Source organism: Shewanella sp. ANA-3 (assembly GCF_000203935.1).
Lineage (GTDB): Bacteria > Pseudomonadota > Gammaproteobacteria > Enterobacterales > Shewanellaceae > Shewanella.
This window is the reverse complement of the sequence record NC_008577.1, coordinates 1,415,267-1,430,598: the sequence shown is the minus strand read 5'-3', so window position 1 is coordinate 1,430,598 and position 15,332 is coordinate 1,415,267. Positions and strand designations below refer to the sequence as shown.

Sequence of the window (15,332 nt, the reverse complement as noted above, 5' to 3'; positions counted from 1 at the left end):
AAGCCTATAAATCTGTGCAAACAAAGAGTTAATTCATTGTGACCGAAATCTGATTTTCTTGCATGCGTTTTTTTGCTAAACGCTTGGTTCGATCGCGAATATCACCCGCTAACTGTCCACAGGCCGCGTCAATATCATCACCACGGGTTTTGCGTACAATCACGGTTAAGCCATATTCCATCAATACCTTAGAAAAACGGTCGATGCGCGAGTTTGACGAGCGACCATAGGGCGAGCCTGGGTATGGGTTGAACGGGATCAGGTTAACCTTGCAGGGCGTATCCTTCATTAATTGTGCTAATTCATGGGCTTGTTCAGTACTGTCGTTGATGTGATCGAGCATCACATACTCCACAGTCACGCGGCCACGGTTAGCGTTAGATTTAGCGATATAACGGCGAATTCCCGCGAGGAATTCCTGCAGCGGATACTTTTTATTTACGGGAACCAGAATATCGCGCAGTTCATCGTTTGGCGCATGGATACTCACGGCCAGCGCCACATCGAGGGCATCACCGAGTTTATCTAATGCTGGCACTACGCCCGAAGTTGACAGGGTCACACGGCGTTTTGACAGGCTAAAGCCGAAGTCGTCCAGCATGATATCCATCGCAGGGATCACGTTGGCAAGGTTAAGCAGCGGTTCACCCATGCCCATCATCACCACGTTGGTGATTGGGCGCTCGCCGGTTTCTTTGGCGAACCCTAAGAAGTGGGAAACACGCCAAATTTGACCGACAATTTCAGAGACAGTTAAGTTGCGGTTAAAGCCTTGCTGTGCGGTCGAGCAGAAAGTACATTCGAGGGCGCAGCCCACTTGAGACGACACACACAGGGTGGCGCGGTCATCTTCAGGAATATATACGGTTTCAACTTCTTGGCCTTCGCCGACATGGATGGCGAACTTAATTGTGCCATCGGTGGATTTTTGATAGCTAGAAATCTCAGGCGCCACAATCTCACAGCGCGCCGCCAGTTTTTGGCGTAACACTTTGTTGATGTTAGTCATCTCTTCGAAGTCACTGACACCGAAATGATAGATCCATTTCATCAGCTGATCGGCACGGAAAGGCTTCTCACCCAGATCCGCAAATAATGCGCGCATCGCCTTACGATCAAGGTCTAATAAATTGATCTTTTTTTCACTCATAGGACTAACCTCAACACCAAAACCTGCAACAGGGCGGCGAATTATACAGACGCAGAAAAATTTTAGCCAGCAACTCCACACTCCTATGCTAGAATCGGCGTGGGTCAATGTTGGCCTAAATTATGGAGTTGTAATACCACCTATATGTTAACCCTCATCATTATAGTGCTTGTCGCTGTCGGAGTTTCTTTTCTGTGCAGTGTATTCGAAGCAGTGTTGCTCTCGGTTACCCCTAGTTATATCGCCTCGCTCGAACAAACTGACAGTGCCGCGGCCGCCCGGTTGCGTAAACTAAAAGAAAACATCGAAGCGCCTCTCGTGTCTATTTTGACCCTAAACACCATTGCCCACACTGTGGGTGCCGCCGTTGCAGGTGCGCAAGCGGCCAAGGTCTTTGGTGATGACATGCTCGGCGTGTTCTCCGGAGTGTTAACTTTTATCATCCTATTCTTCTCAGAGATTATTCCGAAATCTGTGGGAGCCAATCACTGGCGCCGTTTAGCCCCGAGTGTATCGATTGCCATCACTTGGATGAAGCGTGTCACTAAGCCGCTGATTTGGATGTCGCAACAGGTGACTCGCCTGCTAGGTAAAGGGGAAGAAGGTCAGTACATTCGCCAAGAAATGAGCGCCATGGCCAAGATTGGTCACGAATCCGGTGAGTTAGACGAGCAAGAGTCTAAAATTTTGACCCAAATGCTCAAGGTGCGTGACGTGCCTGTGACGGCGATTATGACGCCGCGTACCGTGATGTTCTCGTTACCCGTTTCACTGACGCAAAATGAGTTTGTGCAAGAATATCGCGACAAACCTTTTACCCGTATTCCGGTATACGATCAGGACCACGACGACATTATCGGTTACATCACCCGTACCGATGTTTTGCTGGCTGAGCGTTACACCCCTGATGCACCGATTGGTGAACTCAAGCGCAGCCTATTTGTGGTGCCCGAGACGGCTAAAATCCTGCCGTTATTCGAGCGGATGATTAAACGCAATACCCAAATTGCGATGGTGGTTGACGAATACGGCAGTAGCCAAGGTATTGTGACCCAAGAAGACATTATCGAATCGCTACTTGGCTTAGAGATTGTCGATGTGAATGACCCTGCGACCGATATGCAGCAATTGGCCCGTAAACTCTGGACCAAACGCATGAAGCAAAAAGGCATTCGTCTCTCCGATGATGGCGACTTCGAAGCCGCCGCCGAAGATGACGAGGCGCGCTCGGGTTAATGACATTATTTAGTCATTGTTAAAGTAAAGGGAGCTTGGCTCCCTTTCTTGTTTTTGGGGAGAAGGTTATAATCTCCCGCCGTAAAAGAGGTAGGTTATGACACAGGGATACACACTCTCACTCGCGCACATCAACGATACCCATTCGAATTTTGAGCCCAGCCGCGTACAATTTTCCTTCAATCTCGGGCTTAAAGCCTTAGATATCACCAGTCACAGCGGTGGCTATGCGCGCCTGGGGTATCAGATTAGTCAGGCACGTGACCGAGCCGCACAAAGCCAAATGCCGTTTTTATTTTTGCATGGGGGTGACAGTTTCCAAGGCACGCTGTATTTCAGCCATTTTAAGGGTAAGGCCAACGCCCATTTGCTGAATTTACTCTCACCCGATGCCATGGTGATTGGTAATCACGATATTGATGAAGGCAATGCGCGGCTCGCCGAATTTGCTAAGCAAATCGATTTTCCGCTGCTGGCAGGCAATATGGACTTAAGCCAAGAGGATATCCGCAAGCCGGGTAACCTGCGTACTGTGGCGAATATTCTGGCCTATGATGAAAAAAACCAACTTGCCAGCTACCTCGAAAAGCCCTTCTACGACAAAAAGCTCGCTATCATCGGCATTACTCTGGATCAGATGAAAAACATCGCCAGACCCGATCCCGACACTCACTTTGTCGATGCGATTGCGACCACGGCGCGCACAGTCGCGCATCTGCATGCCAAAGGCATCAAGCACATTATCGTACTGAGTCACTTAGGTTTAGATCAGGACAAAAGGCTTGCAGAACAAGTCGATGGCATCAGCCTTATCGTCGGTGGCCATACCCATACATTGCAGGGCGATTTTAGTGCCTTGGGGTTAAGCAATATACCCTATGGTGAAACCATCCATGGCACTCCTATCGTTCATGCGGGGAAATACGCCGAAACCTTAGGCTTGGCCGAGATTGAATTTGATGCAGCGGGCCGCGCGATAAGCCTAAAAGGTGGCAACTATTTTATGCTCGATAAGCAGTTTATGTTGAGTTCGAGTGAGCAAGTGGATGACACTGACTATCGAGCCGTGCAGCAACGCTTTAATGAGCATCCCTATGTATTGTGGGATGATGCCGATGAAGACATTCACGGTGTGATCCAAGATATCTATCGCCCCGCGATTGCCGAGATGGAAAACAAAGTCTTAGCCCTTGTGCCTAAGAATCTAGTGCATACCAGGCTGCCTTCTAAGGCATTACCCCATGGCAGCGAAATCGCCCCTTGGGTGAGCCGCAGTATGTTCCAAGAGGCCAAACTTGAAGATCCTCGCATCCACTTTGCCCTGCATAACGCGGGCGGAGTGAGACAATCTGTCGCCCAAGGCAGGCTCACCCTCGCCGATGTGTTGGGCCAATTGCTCCCCTTCGAATTGCCATTAGTCAAATACGAAATCCAAGGCCAGTATTTATACCAAGCGCTGGAATCGGCGATTAACGCCGCGACAAACAACAGTGTGCGCGGCACCGGTGCGGGCAGCTTCCCCTATACCTACGGATTGCGTTATTACTACGATGGTAGACGCCCATTAGGGGAGCGTTTGTTCAAGCTTGAAATGATGCAGCAGGATGGCTTATCGCTCTGGTATCCAGTGCAACCCAATGCACTCTATGTGGGGGTTTCTACCTCTTATACCGCTGCGGGGAAAGAAGGCTATCACCCACTGTTACAGGCGCGCTGGCAGGAATCGATTGAGACGCTCACCCTACCCCAGGCCTTTATTCGCTTCCTCAATCGAGCGCCCAACCCCAATTTAGCGGATTTGCTCTCGCCCCATGTGCATTACACCAGCCATGTAAAGCGCTCGGTGTAAGCGCACTGCCGCGAAGCTCTGTCCTCTTAACTCTGTCCTCTTAATTAATCACAGTACTTAGCCAATGGGTTAAGTACTGTGATTAATTCAATCCACATCAACATGTGCTCTTTACATCTCACTAAAACAACCAGTCGCAATGGGGTAAACGTTCGGCAAACCACGCCTGCGCTTTGCCTTGATTTCCCTTGCGCCACGCGAGAAACACTGGCTGCGCCGGTCTTGGGATCTCAACCTTGCACGCAACTAATGCGCCTGAAGCGAGTTCTTCGCGGATCAAATGCTTGGGAAGATAACCCACACCCAGTCCAAGTTGCTGGGCTTTAATCTTGGTCTGCATGTTCGGCACACGAATAACTTGGCGACTATCAAATAATCCACTGGAGCGCTGCGCGAGCGCCGTCGAGCTATCGGCCACCACCACGGAGGGAAATTGCAACAAGGCTTCGGTCGGGATGGGATGGTCAAACTGTGCTAAGGGATGGTGAGGCGCTAGGGCAAACACGAATTCAAGCATGCCGATTTCGACTAAGTGATATTGCCCCTTTGGTAACTCTCCGGTGACCCCAATGGCAATATCGGCGCGGCCCGAATACAGCGCATCCCAACCGCCACCTAATGACTCCTCAGTGATATTAATAGTCACCTGTTTACCTAACTCGGTAAATTCAGCAATCAGTTTTAACAGTGGCAAATCGGGCACCACAGTATCAATCGCTAAGGTTAACGCCGACTCCCAGCCCGTTTCGAGTTGCCGAACCGCCTCTTCAAGCCTTGCGGTGGCGGCTAAAATCTCCCGCCCTTGGCGTAATACCAACTGGCCAACTAAGGTTAGCTCGGCGCGCTGGCCCTTACGTTCAAATAATTTTACCCCTAAGTCGCTCTCTAATTTCTGCACTGTGTAGGTCAACGCCGATGGTACTCGGAATAAGGACTCGGCCGCTGCCGAAAAACTGCCTTTCTTATCAATAGCATCGAGCACTATCAATCCATCGAGACTCATCACAGGTAACATAGCCACCTCTTGTTCAATTTTTTTGAAATAAACCTTGAAAAGGTTCCGATTTTCTTTCAGCAAGGTCAAGACTAAACTTTAAACCAATGGAGAAATTAACGCTAAGCCTCCACCGACTAACCCATTAACGACATAGTTAAAAAATTTGAATTAAGGAACATCCCATGAAAGCACTTATCACAAAATTACTGACCTCTGCCCCAAGCTTCGCCCCATTGGCCCTGCGTATTCCTATCGGGATCATCCTCATGGCCCACGGTTCACAAAAACTCTTCGGCTGGTTTGGTGGCTACGGCCTAGAAGGCACAGGACAATGGATGGCCTCCATCGGCTTAACCCCTGGCTACTTAATGGCACTGATGGCGGGCTCGAGCGAATTCTTTGGTGGCTTGCTGATCATTATCGGTTTACTGACTCGCCCAACGGCACTGGTATTGTCCTTTACTATGGTGGTCGCGATTTTCTCGGTCCACATTGGTAACGGTCTGTTCCTCAGCAATAACGGTTATGAGTTTGGTTTAGCCCTGTTAGCTGCCACTGTGTCTCTGGCTGTATCAGGTGCAGGTAAACTGAGCGCCGACAACCTATTAGCCGCACGCTTAAAATAAGGAGGAAATGATGATCCGTATACGTAAAGCGCAGGACCGTGGGCAGGCTGATTTAGGCTGGTTAAAGAGCCAACATACCTTCTCGTTTGCCAGCTACTACGATCCACAGCATATGGGCGTGTCTTCCCTACGAGTGATTAACGATGACAGAGTCGCGCCGGGCGCTGGGTTTGAAACCCATGGTCATAAAGACATGGAAATCATCAGTTATGTGATTTCAGGCACCATAGCCCATAAGGACAGCTTTGGTAATGTTAAGACCTTACCAGCGGGAGAGTTCCAGCTAATGTCCGCCGGTAAAGGGATTTACCACAGCGAGTTTAATGCATCAAACACTGAGTCACTGCACTTTTTGCAGGTCTGGATCCAACCAGATACCTTAGGCATTGATGCGGGTTATCAGCAAAAGGCCTTCGAGCAAACCTCGGCGCTGACCGCAGTAGTCACCCCAACGGGTGAAAATGGCACCTTAAAAGTGCAGCAAGATGCAACCTTGTATCGCTTAATGCTGACACCGCAAGAGCAAGTGCATATGCCGCAGCTTAAGCCACAGCGTCAGCTCTATGTGCAATTGGTGGAAGGTACACTTAAGGTCAATGACCAAGTGCTCACCCCAGGGGATGGCGCACATATCACCGCCGAAGAAGTGGTTCGATTTAGCGCCGCCGACAGCTATGTCACCGCACTGGTGTTTGACTTAGCCTGATGAATATTGTGACCAATAAAAAAACCGCCGAGGAAACGAGGCGGTTTTTTTATTGGTCTGCGTATGCCTAAAGGGATCCCCTTCGAGCGCAAACCTATGTTAAGGACATAATCAAACTAAAGTTCACTAACACCTGCGCCCTGTCGTTTTGTTTATCTTCGGCGGTCAGATAGCGACGTAGTTCATTACGGCGAATGCAATTAAAACCCTGTTTCTCAAAGAAAGGACGCGCCTGGTAGGAGGCCTCAACGGTAAGCCGTTTAAGATTACGGCTTTTAGCCTCTTCGAGTAAGGCTAAATAGAGATGCGTCGCCACTCCGGCACGGCTGTATTCTGGGTGGACAAACAGACAATCGACTTCGCCGACCATACAATTGAGTTCTTTATCGGGACAGAGCCTTAAGTTGGTAAAGCCAACCAACTTACTGCCTTCCTGCGCCACCCAAGTAGTGGTGTCTTCTAACTTAGCCAGCCAGTAGGCATCACTTCGCGCCTCACCTTGGTTTTGCGCCCAAGCTAAACGTTCGGTAAGCGAGTAATATTCCTGCGCGCCCTCCATAACACTGGCATTAAATACCGCCGCCACCTGTGCCACATCCGGAGGTGAAAATAAGCGTATCTGCATTGGAGTCCACTCCTATGGGTTAATCATGACCAATGGGCACACAGGCAATGTATTCCCATTCAGTTACAGTTTTTTAGTCATATAAAAACTCGGCAACACTTGGCCCAGTTTTTGTTGATAGCTGCGCTGCTGTTGGACAAATCCGAGCTTAATAAACAGCCCGCGGGAAAGATAAGATGCATCGGCACTCAATTGACAATAGCCCTGCTCTTTTGCCCACTGTTCGAGCTGTCGATAAGCTCGCTCCCCCAGCCCTTGCCGTTGCCAATCTGGATGAATATAGAGGCTATCTATATATCCTCTATGGTGAAAATCCGTTTCGACATTGATAAAACCTGCACAAATCTTAGATAAGCTCGCGGCATCTGTCACCAAAATAATCCAAGCTTGGGAACGACTTAAGCGTAAATGCCAATGCTGACTCGAGCGGGGCGCCTGCGACCAAGCCTTGAGCTGCGCGGCGTTATAACGCTCATGTTGTATTTGATGCACGCACTGATGAAAGAGTTCACTCACCGCACGCGCATAACAGCGCTGATAGGGGACGACTTCGACTGGCTTTTCGATTGAATTAGCGGCGAACACGAGTAATCAACCAAGAGTGTAAATAATCGCTATATTCTGCCGTGATTTAGATTCGAGCGATAGCATCAGAACGATAAGAAAAGGTTTGCCGCTGTAAACAAAACCGCCTCGAACAAGGCGAGGCGGTTTAGGAACTCATCGCAACATGAATGTTGCTAAGACATCGATTATTTCTTCTCGATTTGGCCAACAAACAGCAGCTTGTCGAAGGTGCGGTTTAAGGTTTTGCTGGTGAATTGATTCATCCACATTTGCTCAACCACGGCCACTTTGTCGCCTTTCTTGACTTCAGCTTCTGGGCCGGCTGCCCAAAACGTGTTGTCAGCTTCTTTAATTTGAACATAGGTGTAGCCGCCACCATTCATGGTATCCACAACTGTACCTTCATGAACGACGCCCTGTGCCCAAGCACTTGACATACCTAACGCTAATGTTGCTACAGCCGCTAATTTTACCAATTTTGCCATCATGCCTTTTGTTCCTTGTGTTTTACTAATATGCGGCATTAAAACATGCCATAGGTAATAAATCGCCAATCTCTATCACGAAATACAACACTTATCGCAAAAGTAGGATTTTTATCGCTCACTGGGGAACTCATTTCAACAGTGGTTTTAACATGCCCTCGAGGCCGTTGAGTTTGACCTCATAAATCAGCGCTAACTGCTCCCCTAACTTTCCCTTCGGAAAACCCTGTTGATGAAACCACACTAGATAGGGTTCGGGCAATTCGAGTAAGCGGCGACCGGCATATTTACCAAAGGGCATCACCTGATTCACGGCATCGATAAACTGTTGTTGATCCATTGCATTACCACTTCAAACAAAAAACACACTAATAGGTGGATGCTACGCTATTGACAGACAAATGCCTAAAGTTAACGAGTTGATTTAATCATGAGGTCATACTGCAAGCTAAGTGACTTGTGAAGCAAAACGATATGACTATTATCCTGCAAGTATCCGGCAAGCGTACTCAGGATAAGCCATCCACTTACCCTGAGTCAGGAAATAAAGATTAAGAATAGATTTTACGCATGTTCGGCCCAAGGTTGGCGCAGGGAGAATAGACAAAACCATAATCGCCGCAGAGTCGCTCCTCTTCGCCATGCACATTGATGCTGACACAGGTGCCTGGGGCGGCATGTTCATCAATATAAGTCATCACCCGCTCTAACATGATGCTAGCCAAGCCTAAATGACGATACTCAGGTAAAACAATAAAGTCCTCAATCGCCAAATGGTTAGCCTTATCGCCATACACGCAGCTGGTCGCGATGATTGACGGCGAGTTTTTTTCTTGTTCCCCCGTCACCCGAATCGACACCCAATATAAAGGCTGTAACGGATGACCCTCCCCCATTTCCACACCGATAGAGGGATGCCCCGCAGCATCACGTAGATTCAGCAGCTCATGAAATAAAGGTGCAGATTCAACCAACTCAAATTCAATAGGCATAAGCATTTTAATATCCATTTTGGCATCCCTTCACGAATGGTAGAAAAATCAAGGTGATTAGACGGCATAATAGGAAAATCCTAACTGAATTAGGTGGCAATTTGATGACATACAGAACAGAGACAAGACAACTTTCGACTGAAAATCATAAAGCAAACAACAAGGTTTCAATAATATTTAAGAATAAATACCAAAAATTATATTCATAAAAGAAATATAAGAATTAAGACTGAGGCAATCGTTGCACTCGACTCAAGTAGTGACGCTGACTTAAATACGCCCAAAAGAATCACAAAAGCATTTTAAATCATGTAATTAATCACAAATCAGCCTCATTTATCTTTGCTCGATATAAGAGTCAAATAAACGGCACACGTCACTGTAACGTCAAATAATAATCGCGCGACATTTTATAAAAAAACGTCAAAAATCAGCTAATTGACCTCAATTAACATAGGGTTTACATTCATTTATGACAACAAGGTGCGGTAAAAGCTCGACACTTATAACAGCCGCCCAAGTGATACCCTAAGCATTGAGGAATTCGTCATGATAGTGTTAGTCGGCGGCGAAAAAGGCGGCAGCGGTAAGAGTTGCCTCGCACAAAATATCGCAGTATTTCTCACCACTGAATGTGGTGCCTCTGTCATCATGGTGGATTGCGATCCACAACGCACCACATCCGATTGGATCCAAGCCAGAAACAACAATCCAAAACTTGCTAGCATCAACTGTGTGCAACTTTATGGCAAAATCCGTAATGACTTGCTGAGTTTAGAGCAGCACTATGACTTCGTTCTCGTAGATTGTGGTGGACAGGATAACCTCGCATTAAGGGCGACTATGTCAGTGGCATCCCATATTTTAATGCCACTGCGACCAAAACGCCGCGACTTAAAAACCGTGAGTCATATGGATGATATCGTCGCAACTTGTAAGATGATTAACCCCAAGCTGCACGCCTCCTTCGTTATCACCCAATGCCCTAACCTGCCGAATCAAGCGAACCGTATTTTAGAGGCCAAAGAGGTCTGCAAAACCTACGATATCAATGTATTAGATGCGATTACCTATAGCCGTAATATCTATGATGACAGCGAAGAGTCAGGGTTATCTGTTATCGAGATAGAACCTAAGGGTAAAGCCGCCACCGAAATTCGTGCTATCGCCTGTGAAATGTTCCAAGTGGACTGCGCCGCCTCATTAACGGCCTTACTCAGACCAAGCACACCAATGGCCGCGCATCGTGCCGCGATGAATCAACCTCAGCCGAATCATCTGAGAGGACAATATGGGACTCAGCGACCTCAAGAAAAACGCTATGCCATCTAGGGGAGGCGCACAGCCCCTCTCCCTCGATGAGTTTATTGACGCCGCGACCCTCTATGCCATGGGAGAAAACCGTCTCCCAAGTACCGGCGGCTCATTGGCGGCGATGGAATTAGTGAAAGAATTACCGCTTCAAGCGGCGCCGCTTGAAGTCGCACCACTTGAAGTCGCACCATTTGAAGTCAAGTTAGATACTTCCAATGTGGTGACTTTGCATCGGCCTAAAACGGCATCGATGCAGCAGGATGCGAACCATGAAGAGGAAAGGCCGCATTATCGTAAAGCCACGTTTTCGTTGAGTGAAGCGGCAATCAGCCATTTAGCCAAGCTCTCTGAAGAAAGTGACATTTCCAAATCTAAATTGATCCGTTTTTTAATTGAACAACACTATGCTTTGCCAACCGCCTTGCGGCAGATGCGCGAGCAACAGATAAAAAAATCTTAGTACCGCGCCATCTCCCACCCTTTTCCGGTGATCCACATTGATTAGGTCACCGGTTTTTTTTGCCTCAAAAAAACCTTACAAAAATTAAGTTATAATTTGTATCAAGCCTATCCTTAATGTACAGCTAAGTTTATTAATGCTATTTATTAGCATGTTAACCCTTGTATCTGAGGAGTCATTCTTGTTTAGACCTTTATCGCTCCTATTTATTGGACTTGGATTAACGCTAACAAAACCCTCTTTAGCGGAATTTTCCTTGGCTCAAATTCCCCCGCTATCGAATAAAACCCCCATCACCTTAGTCGCCGAAAAAGGCTTTTGGACCGACTATCTGACCCGCGAAATGCTGCCTAAATTCACCGAAAAAACCGGTGTCAAAGTCAATGTGGTTAGCACCGAGCTTGAGAGCATGTTTGAGCTTCAGACCCAAGCGTTGCTGCAAGGTGAAGGTAAGTACGATTTGCTCACTATGGAGGCGGGTTGGGCCAAAGAGTGGGCTGCCAATGGCTATACCGTGCCGCTACCAGAATTAGCCAAACTATACGATCCCGATGGCGAAAAAGCGATGGAAAGGTATCTCGAACCTTACTATCCATCACTTCTTAACATTTTGTCTTATCACGGCGAGTTACACGCCATCCCCTACAATAACTATGTGATGGGCAGCCACTACCGTGCCGATCTGTTTGAAAATAAGACCGAGCAAACCCACTTTCAGCAACGTTTCGGTTATCCACTCAAACCTGCGACCAATTTTGATGAACTGCAGGATCAAGCGGTATTTTTTACTCGAAAGAGCGGTGAACTCCTCGCCGATAAACAGCTAAGCCACAACTTTTATGGTCTTGCCTTAATGTCAGGCAATAAGCCCCATATTAACGATGAGTTTTCTAGCATTATCTGGAGCTTAGGTGGTGCTTGGATGTGGCCCATCTATAATCAACAAAAACAGTTGACGCATTTTGAGGTGCCCGCTGTCAATCAAGAGGCGCTAAAAGCGGCCATTATTTACCGTAAGCTGATGCCCTACGCTATCCCTGCGGATGACAAATTTGCCTTTAACGAAGCGGCCAATGCAATGGCTTCAGGGCAAGTGGCTATTTGGCCTTTTGCTTACAACAATCTATGGTCGGCCTCCTTTAAAGTCGAGGCCAATGTGCCGGGTGCTCGACTTGGCGTAGCTCAAGTGCCAGGCGGTACCCCCTATAACGGCGCCTACGCCTTTGCAGTGAGCTACGACAGTAAAAATCCGCAAGCCGCCTATTGGTTACTTAAATACATGGGCACCTATGAAGCCCAATACGCCTATGCCCTCGGTGGCGGCAATCCCTGCAGAATGGACGTAGTAACGGCGCCCGAATTTAACCAAGCCTCAAAAAGAGCCATTGCTGGCGCATTCGAGGCGAGCCATATCGCAAATTTATTTTGGTCAACTAAAGTCTTGGATGTCGGGCACTTTACCACGACCGCCATGGGACAAATTTACCCAGAATTAAGCCATGCGTGTTACGCCGCAAGCCGGCATGAAGCGGACAGCGCCGATATTTTTATTGAATTGAGTGCCAAAATTAAGCATCTGCAGAATACCTATGGGGAAGTGCCTGCAATTGATAAGAACAATAGCCAATGAATGCTAAACGACTCACAAGTCTAAAACATAAAATTACGCTGGCCTTTTATATCATTCTGGGCATGGCGTTGCTTAATGGCGTTATCGCTATCCTATTGTCACAACAGCTAAGGTCGGAAATCGAACTCTTGGTTAATAGCGATGTGGTGAAAGTGACAACCGCGCTGCAACTGGCAAAAAACAGTGAAAGACTGCAAATCATCACCACTGAGTTAAACCATTATGATACCGAGGAGCAGCGCCTACGTTTGTTGCAAGAACTCACAAGCCAATGGGAACACTTGCTTAGGGATACCAAAACCCTCGCCAGCATGGAAACCTCGCCGCATATGCATGAGGCGCTTAACCACGCCATAGACACTCAACTTTATTATCAGCAGCAATTACCCCTGCTCAACACTTTGACCGACACAGCGCTGCAAGCCAAATTCCAAGCCCAGAATATTCAGGCGAATCTCTCGGGGATGGCAATAGCATTTTCCGATAGCATGCAAACTCAGTTGCAGCAAATTCATGGCCACTATAACCGCTTAATCGCCCAAAAGCAGTTGAATGCAATTGCAGAGAATCTATCAGAAGATCAAAAACTTTCAGCATTTCTTCATCAGGGCGAGCATCTGTTTGTGCTCCTCGATAACGTAAAAAATGTGACAAGCCTTGTCGAGCTTAACCAATTACAACGGGATGGGATGCGCCGACTGATAACCATGGACAACATCTCGCGCTCCTTTAATCAAGACAGCGCCATTTATATCGACTGGTTATCGCAAATCAGGCAAAACATGGTGGGTAAAGACAACCTTTTTGACCTCTCCCGTAACGCGCTAAAAAGCACCCAAATTGCCAATGCACATTTTGGCTATCAAGCTGGTGCGGCGCAGGAAATCGCCTCCTTTACCCAAGAATTAGTCAACCATGTAGAAGAAGAAATTCAACTCGCGGGCGCAAATCTTAAGAGTGACAGCACATCCTTCGTGATTTTGATCTTTTGTGGCGGCATTCTCTATTGCTTCTTTATCTGGCTCACCAGTTGGCATTTTATCGCTAAAGGCATCATTAAGCCTGTTATCGCCACCCGTGATGCCATGAATGCCATCGCCAATGAAAAACTCGACACCCAAATGCCCATTACCGATAACCTCGAGCTACAACAGATGGTGAGCTCGCTCGAAACCCTTAAAACCTATGCGGCTCAGGTTAAAGCCATGGCCGAAACCGACGGATTAACCGGCTGTTATAATCGCCGCTATTTAGACAGCCAAATTCAGAAGGAATTGATTTACGCTAACGATCATAATATGCCCCTCAGCATTGTGATGTTCGATATCGATAACTTTAAGCAATTTAACGACAGATACGGCCATGTACTGGGCGATCAATGCTTAAAGCAAATCGTCAATGCCGCCAAATCGATTCTGCAACGGCCGACGGATATTCTTGCCCGCTATGGGGGGGAGGAATTTATGCTGTTACTGCCCTCAAGCCATCTAGAGGATGCCTACAAAATTGCCGAACGTTTGCGCAAAGCCATCATCGCCCTGCACATTCCCCATGAGGACTCCTCCCATTCGGGATTAGTGACCATCAGCTTAGGTGTAGCCTGCTGGCAACCGTCACAATTAATCGACACCAATAGACTCCTTTGCCAGGCCGATGAAGCACTTTATCAAGCCAAACAACAGGGCCGAAACCGCACCGAAGTTTTGCTCAACACCCCCTCACTTTATCCGTAAGAAGCACATCCTAGAGCGTTTTATTTTTAGCCAAAGCATTGAGTTAGCCTCGCTGAATCCCCATTAGCTAATATACCTAAGGAAATAGTGCACTGAGGAATTCATGCTCGCAGTTTTCATTACCCTAACGCTTGGCCTCGGTGCGATCGCTTGGTTAGCGTCGAGCCGCTGGCGCAAGACGCTCCACCGCAAGCGCGTAATGGCCAGCGCCTTTCCTAAGGCTTGGCGAACAATTTTGAAGAAAAGATTGCCTTATTTCCACGCCTTGCCAGCGGATCTTCAGCTGCAACTCAAACGCCATATCCAAGTCTTTTTGGATGAGAAACGATTCGTCGGCTGCGACGGTTTGCAAATAACCGACGAAATTCGCGTCACCATCGCCGCCCAAGCATGCTTGCTTCTGCTAAACCGCAATACCGATTTTTACCCCAATCTAAGGCAGATATTGGTCTATCCCGATGCTTTTATTGTCGATAGCCAACACCAAGATCCCGCGGGTTTGATCTGGGAGCAACGCAATGTGCTGGCAGGGGAATCCTGGGAGCAAGGCCAAGTGATACTGTCGTGGAAGAATACTTTAGAGGGCGCTGCCAATCCCCACGATGGCAACAACGTGGTGATCCACGAGTTTGCCCATCAATTAGATCAAGAAGATGGCCACGCCAATGGCGCGCCGATTTTACAGCGCCGCCAAGATTATCTGTCGTGGTCGAGCGTATTTAGTCAGGCCTTTAATGAGTTAGTTCAAGCTGCCGCCCTTGGCCGCCCGTCCCTGTTTAATTACTATGGTGCCACCAATCCAGCAGAATTTTTTGCCGTAGTGACTGAGGTCTTTTTTGAAAAGCCAGAAGCACTTAATCTAGAGCATCCAGCCCTTTACCGCGAGTTGAGCCATTTTTATCAACTCGATCCGATAAACTGGCATTGATCTAATTAGCATCTGTTCTAGAAACCATCAGACC

16 protein-coding genes are annotated in these 15,332 nt (G+C 47.8%); 9 read left to right on the top strand and 7 right to left on the bottom strand.

What is annotated here, in order from left to right:
- Window positions 1–28: 28 nt before the first annotated feature.
- The gene (locus tag SHEWANA3_RS06465) at window positions 29–1,150 is read right to left on the bottom strand and encodes a bifunctional tRNA (adenosine(37)-C2)-methyltransferase TrmG/ribosomal RNA large subunit methyltransferase RlmN (protein ID WP_011716310.1); all 1,122 of its coding nucleotides are present in this window, start codon (window positions 1,148–1,150) and stop codon (window positions 29–31) included.
- 144 nt (window positions 1,151–1,294) lie between these two features.
- On the opposite strand from SHEWANA3_RS06465, the gene SHEWANA3_RS06460 reads away from it, so the two are divergent.
- Window positions 1,295–2,386, top strand: coding sequence for a hemolysin family protein (locus SHEWANA3_RS06460; RefSeq protein ID WP_011716309.1), 1,092 nt, complete (start codon window positions 1,295–1,297; stop codon window positions 2,384–2,386).
- A gap of 97 nt (window positions 2,387–2,483) precedes the next feature.
- Window positions 2,484–4,235 (top strand): bifunctional metallophosphatase/5'-nucleotidase, encoded by a 1,752-nt coding sequence (locus SHEWANA3_RS06455; RefSeq protein WP_011716308.1) that lies wholly within the window; start codon window positions 2,484–2,486, stop codon window positions 4,233–4,235.
- Window positions 4,236–4,356: 121 nt separating this feature from the next.
- On the opposite strand, the gene SHEWANA3_RS06450 is transcribed toward SHEWANA3_RS06455, so the two are convergent.
- Window positions 4,357–5,250, bottom strand: coding sequence for a LysR substrate-binding domain-containing protein (locus tag SHEWANA3_RS06450; RefSeq protein ID WP_041412961.1), 894 nt, complete (start codon window positions 5,248–5,250; stop codon window positions 4,357–4,359).
- A gap of 164 nt (window positions 5,251–5,414) precedes the next feature.
- On the opposite strand from SHEWANA3_RS06450, the gene SHEWANA3_RS06445 reads away from it, so the two are divergent.
- Together SHEWANA3_RS06445 and SHEWANA3_RS06440 are read left to right on the top strand one after the other, a co-directional pair.
- Window positions 5,415–5,858 (top strand): DoxX family protein, encoded by a 444-nt coding sequence (locus SHEWANA3_RS06445; RefSeq protein ID WP_011716306.1) that lies wholly within the window; start codon window positions 5,415–5,417, stop codon window positions 5,856–5,858.
- 10 nt (window positions 5,859–5,868) lie between these two features.
- Window positions 5,869–6,564 (top strand): pirin family protein, encoded by a 696-nt coding sequence (locus SHEWANA3_RS06440; protein WP_011716305.1) that lies wholly within the window; start codon window positions 5,869–5,871, stop codon window positions 6,562–6,564.
- 94 nt (window positions 6,565–6,658) lie between these two features.
- On the opposite strand, the gene SHEWANA3_RS06435 is transcribed toward SHEWANA3_RS06440, so the two are convergent.
- The 5 genes from SHEWANA3_RS06435 to SHEWANA3_RS06415 all read right to left on the bottom strand — a co-directional run bounded on the left by SHEWANA3_RS06435 (window position 6,659) and on the right by SHEWANA3_RS06415 (window position 9,251).
- Complete coding sequence (locus SHEWANA3_RS06435) at window positions 6,659–7,189, bottom strand: GNAT family N-acetyltransferase (protein WP_011716304.1); 531 nt, start codon at window positions 7,187–7,189, stop codon at window positions 6,659–6,661.
- Window positions 7,190–7,252: 63 nt separating this feature from the next.
- Window positions 7,253–7,774: a GNAT family N-acetyltransferase gene (locus tag SHEWANA3_RS06430; protein WP_011716303.1), complete on the bottom strand. Its 522-nt coding sequence runs from the start codon at window positions 7,772–7,774 to the stop codon at window positions 7,253–7,255.
- Between the two features lie 167 nt (window positions 7,775–7,941).
- On the bottom strand, window positions 7,942–8,244 hold the full coding sequence (locus SHEWANA3_RS06425; protein ID WP_011622005.1) for a hypothetical protein: 303 nt from the start codon (window positions 8,242–8,244) through the stop codon (window positions 7,942–7,944).
- 127 nt (window positions 8,245–8,371) lie between these two features.
- A complete protein-coding gene (locus SHEWANA3_RS06420) occupies window positions 8,372–8,581 on the bottom strand; it encodes a DUF3820 family protein (RefSeq protein WP_011716302.1) in 210 nt (69 codons plus the stop codon).
- A gap of 211 nt (window positions 8,582–8,792) precedes the next feature.
- Window positions 8,793–9,251 (bottom strand): GNAT family N-acetyltransferase, encoded by a 459-nt coding sequence (locus tag SHEWANA3_RS06415; protein WP_011716301.1) that lies wholly within the window; start codon window positions 9,249–9,251, stop codon window positions 8,793–8,795.
- A gap of 531 nt (window positions 9,252–9,782) precedes the next feature.
- Here SHEWANA3_RS06415 and SHEWANA3_RS06410 point away from each other — a divergent pair.
- The 5 genes from SHEWANA3_RS06410 (at window position 9,783) to SHEWANA3_RS06390 (ending at window position 15,298) form a co-directional block, all read left to right on the top strand.
- The gene (locus SHEWANA3_RS06410; RefSeq protein ID WP_011716300.1) at window positions 9,783–10,565 is read left to right on the top strand and encodes an AAA family ATPase; all 783 of its coding nucleotides are present in this window, start codon (window positions 9,783–9,785) and stop codon (window positions 10,563–10,565) included.
- Window positions 10,525–11,007, top strand: coding sequence for a hypothetical protein (locus tag SHEWANA3_RS06405; RefSeq protein ID WP_011716299.1), 483 nt, complete (start codon window positions 10,525–10,527; stop codon window positions 11,005–11,007). Before SHEWANA3_RS06410 ends, SHEWANA3_RS06405 begins: the two co-directional genes overlap by 41 nt.
- Window positions 11,008–11,143: 136 nt before the next feature.
- Window positions 11,144–12,637 (top strand): extracellular solute-binding protein, encoded by a 1,494-nt coding sequence (locus SHEWANA3_RS06400; RefSeq protein WP_011716298.1) that lies wholly within the window; start codon window positions 11,144–11,146, stop codon window positions 12,635–12,637.
- Window positions 12,634–14,370, top strand: coding sequence for a GGDEF domain-containing protein (locus SHEWANA3_RS06395; RefSeq protein ID WP_011716297.1), 1,737 nt, complete (start codon window positions 12,634–12,636; stop codon window positions 14,368–14,370). Before SHEWANA3_RS06400 ends, SHEWANA3_RS06395 begins: the two co-directional genes overlap by 4 nt.
- 103 nt (window positions 14,371–14,473) lie before the next feature.
- Window positions 14,474–15,298, top strand: a complete 825-nt coding sequence (locus SHEWANA3_RS06390) for a M90 family metallopeptidase (RefSeq protein ID WP_011716296.1) — start codon at window positions 14,474–14,476, stop codon at window positions 15,296–15,298.
- Window positions 15,299–15,332 lie beyond the last annotated feature (34 nt).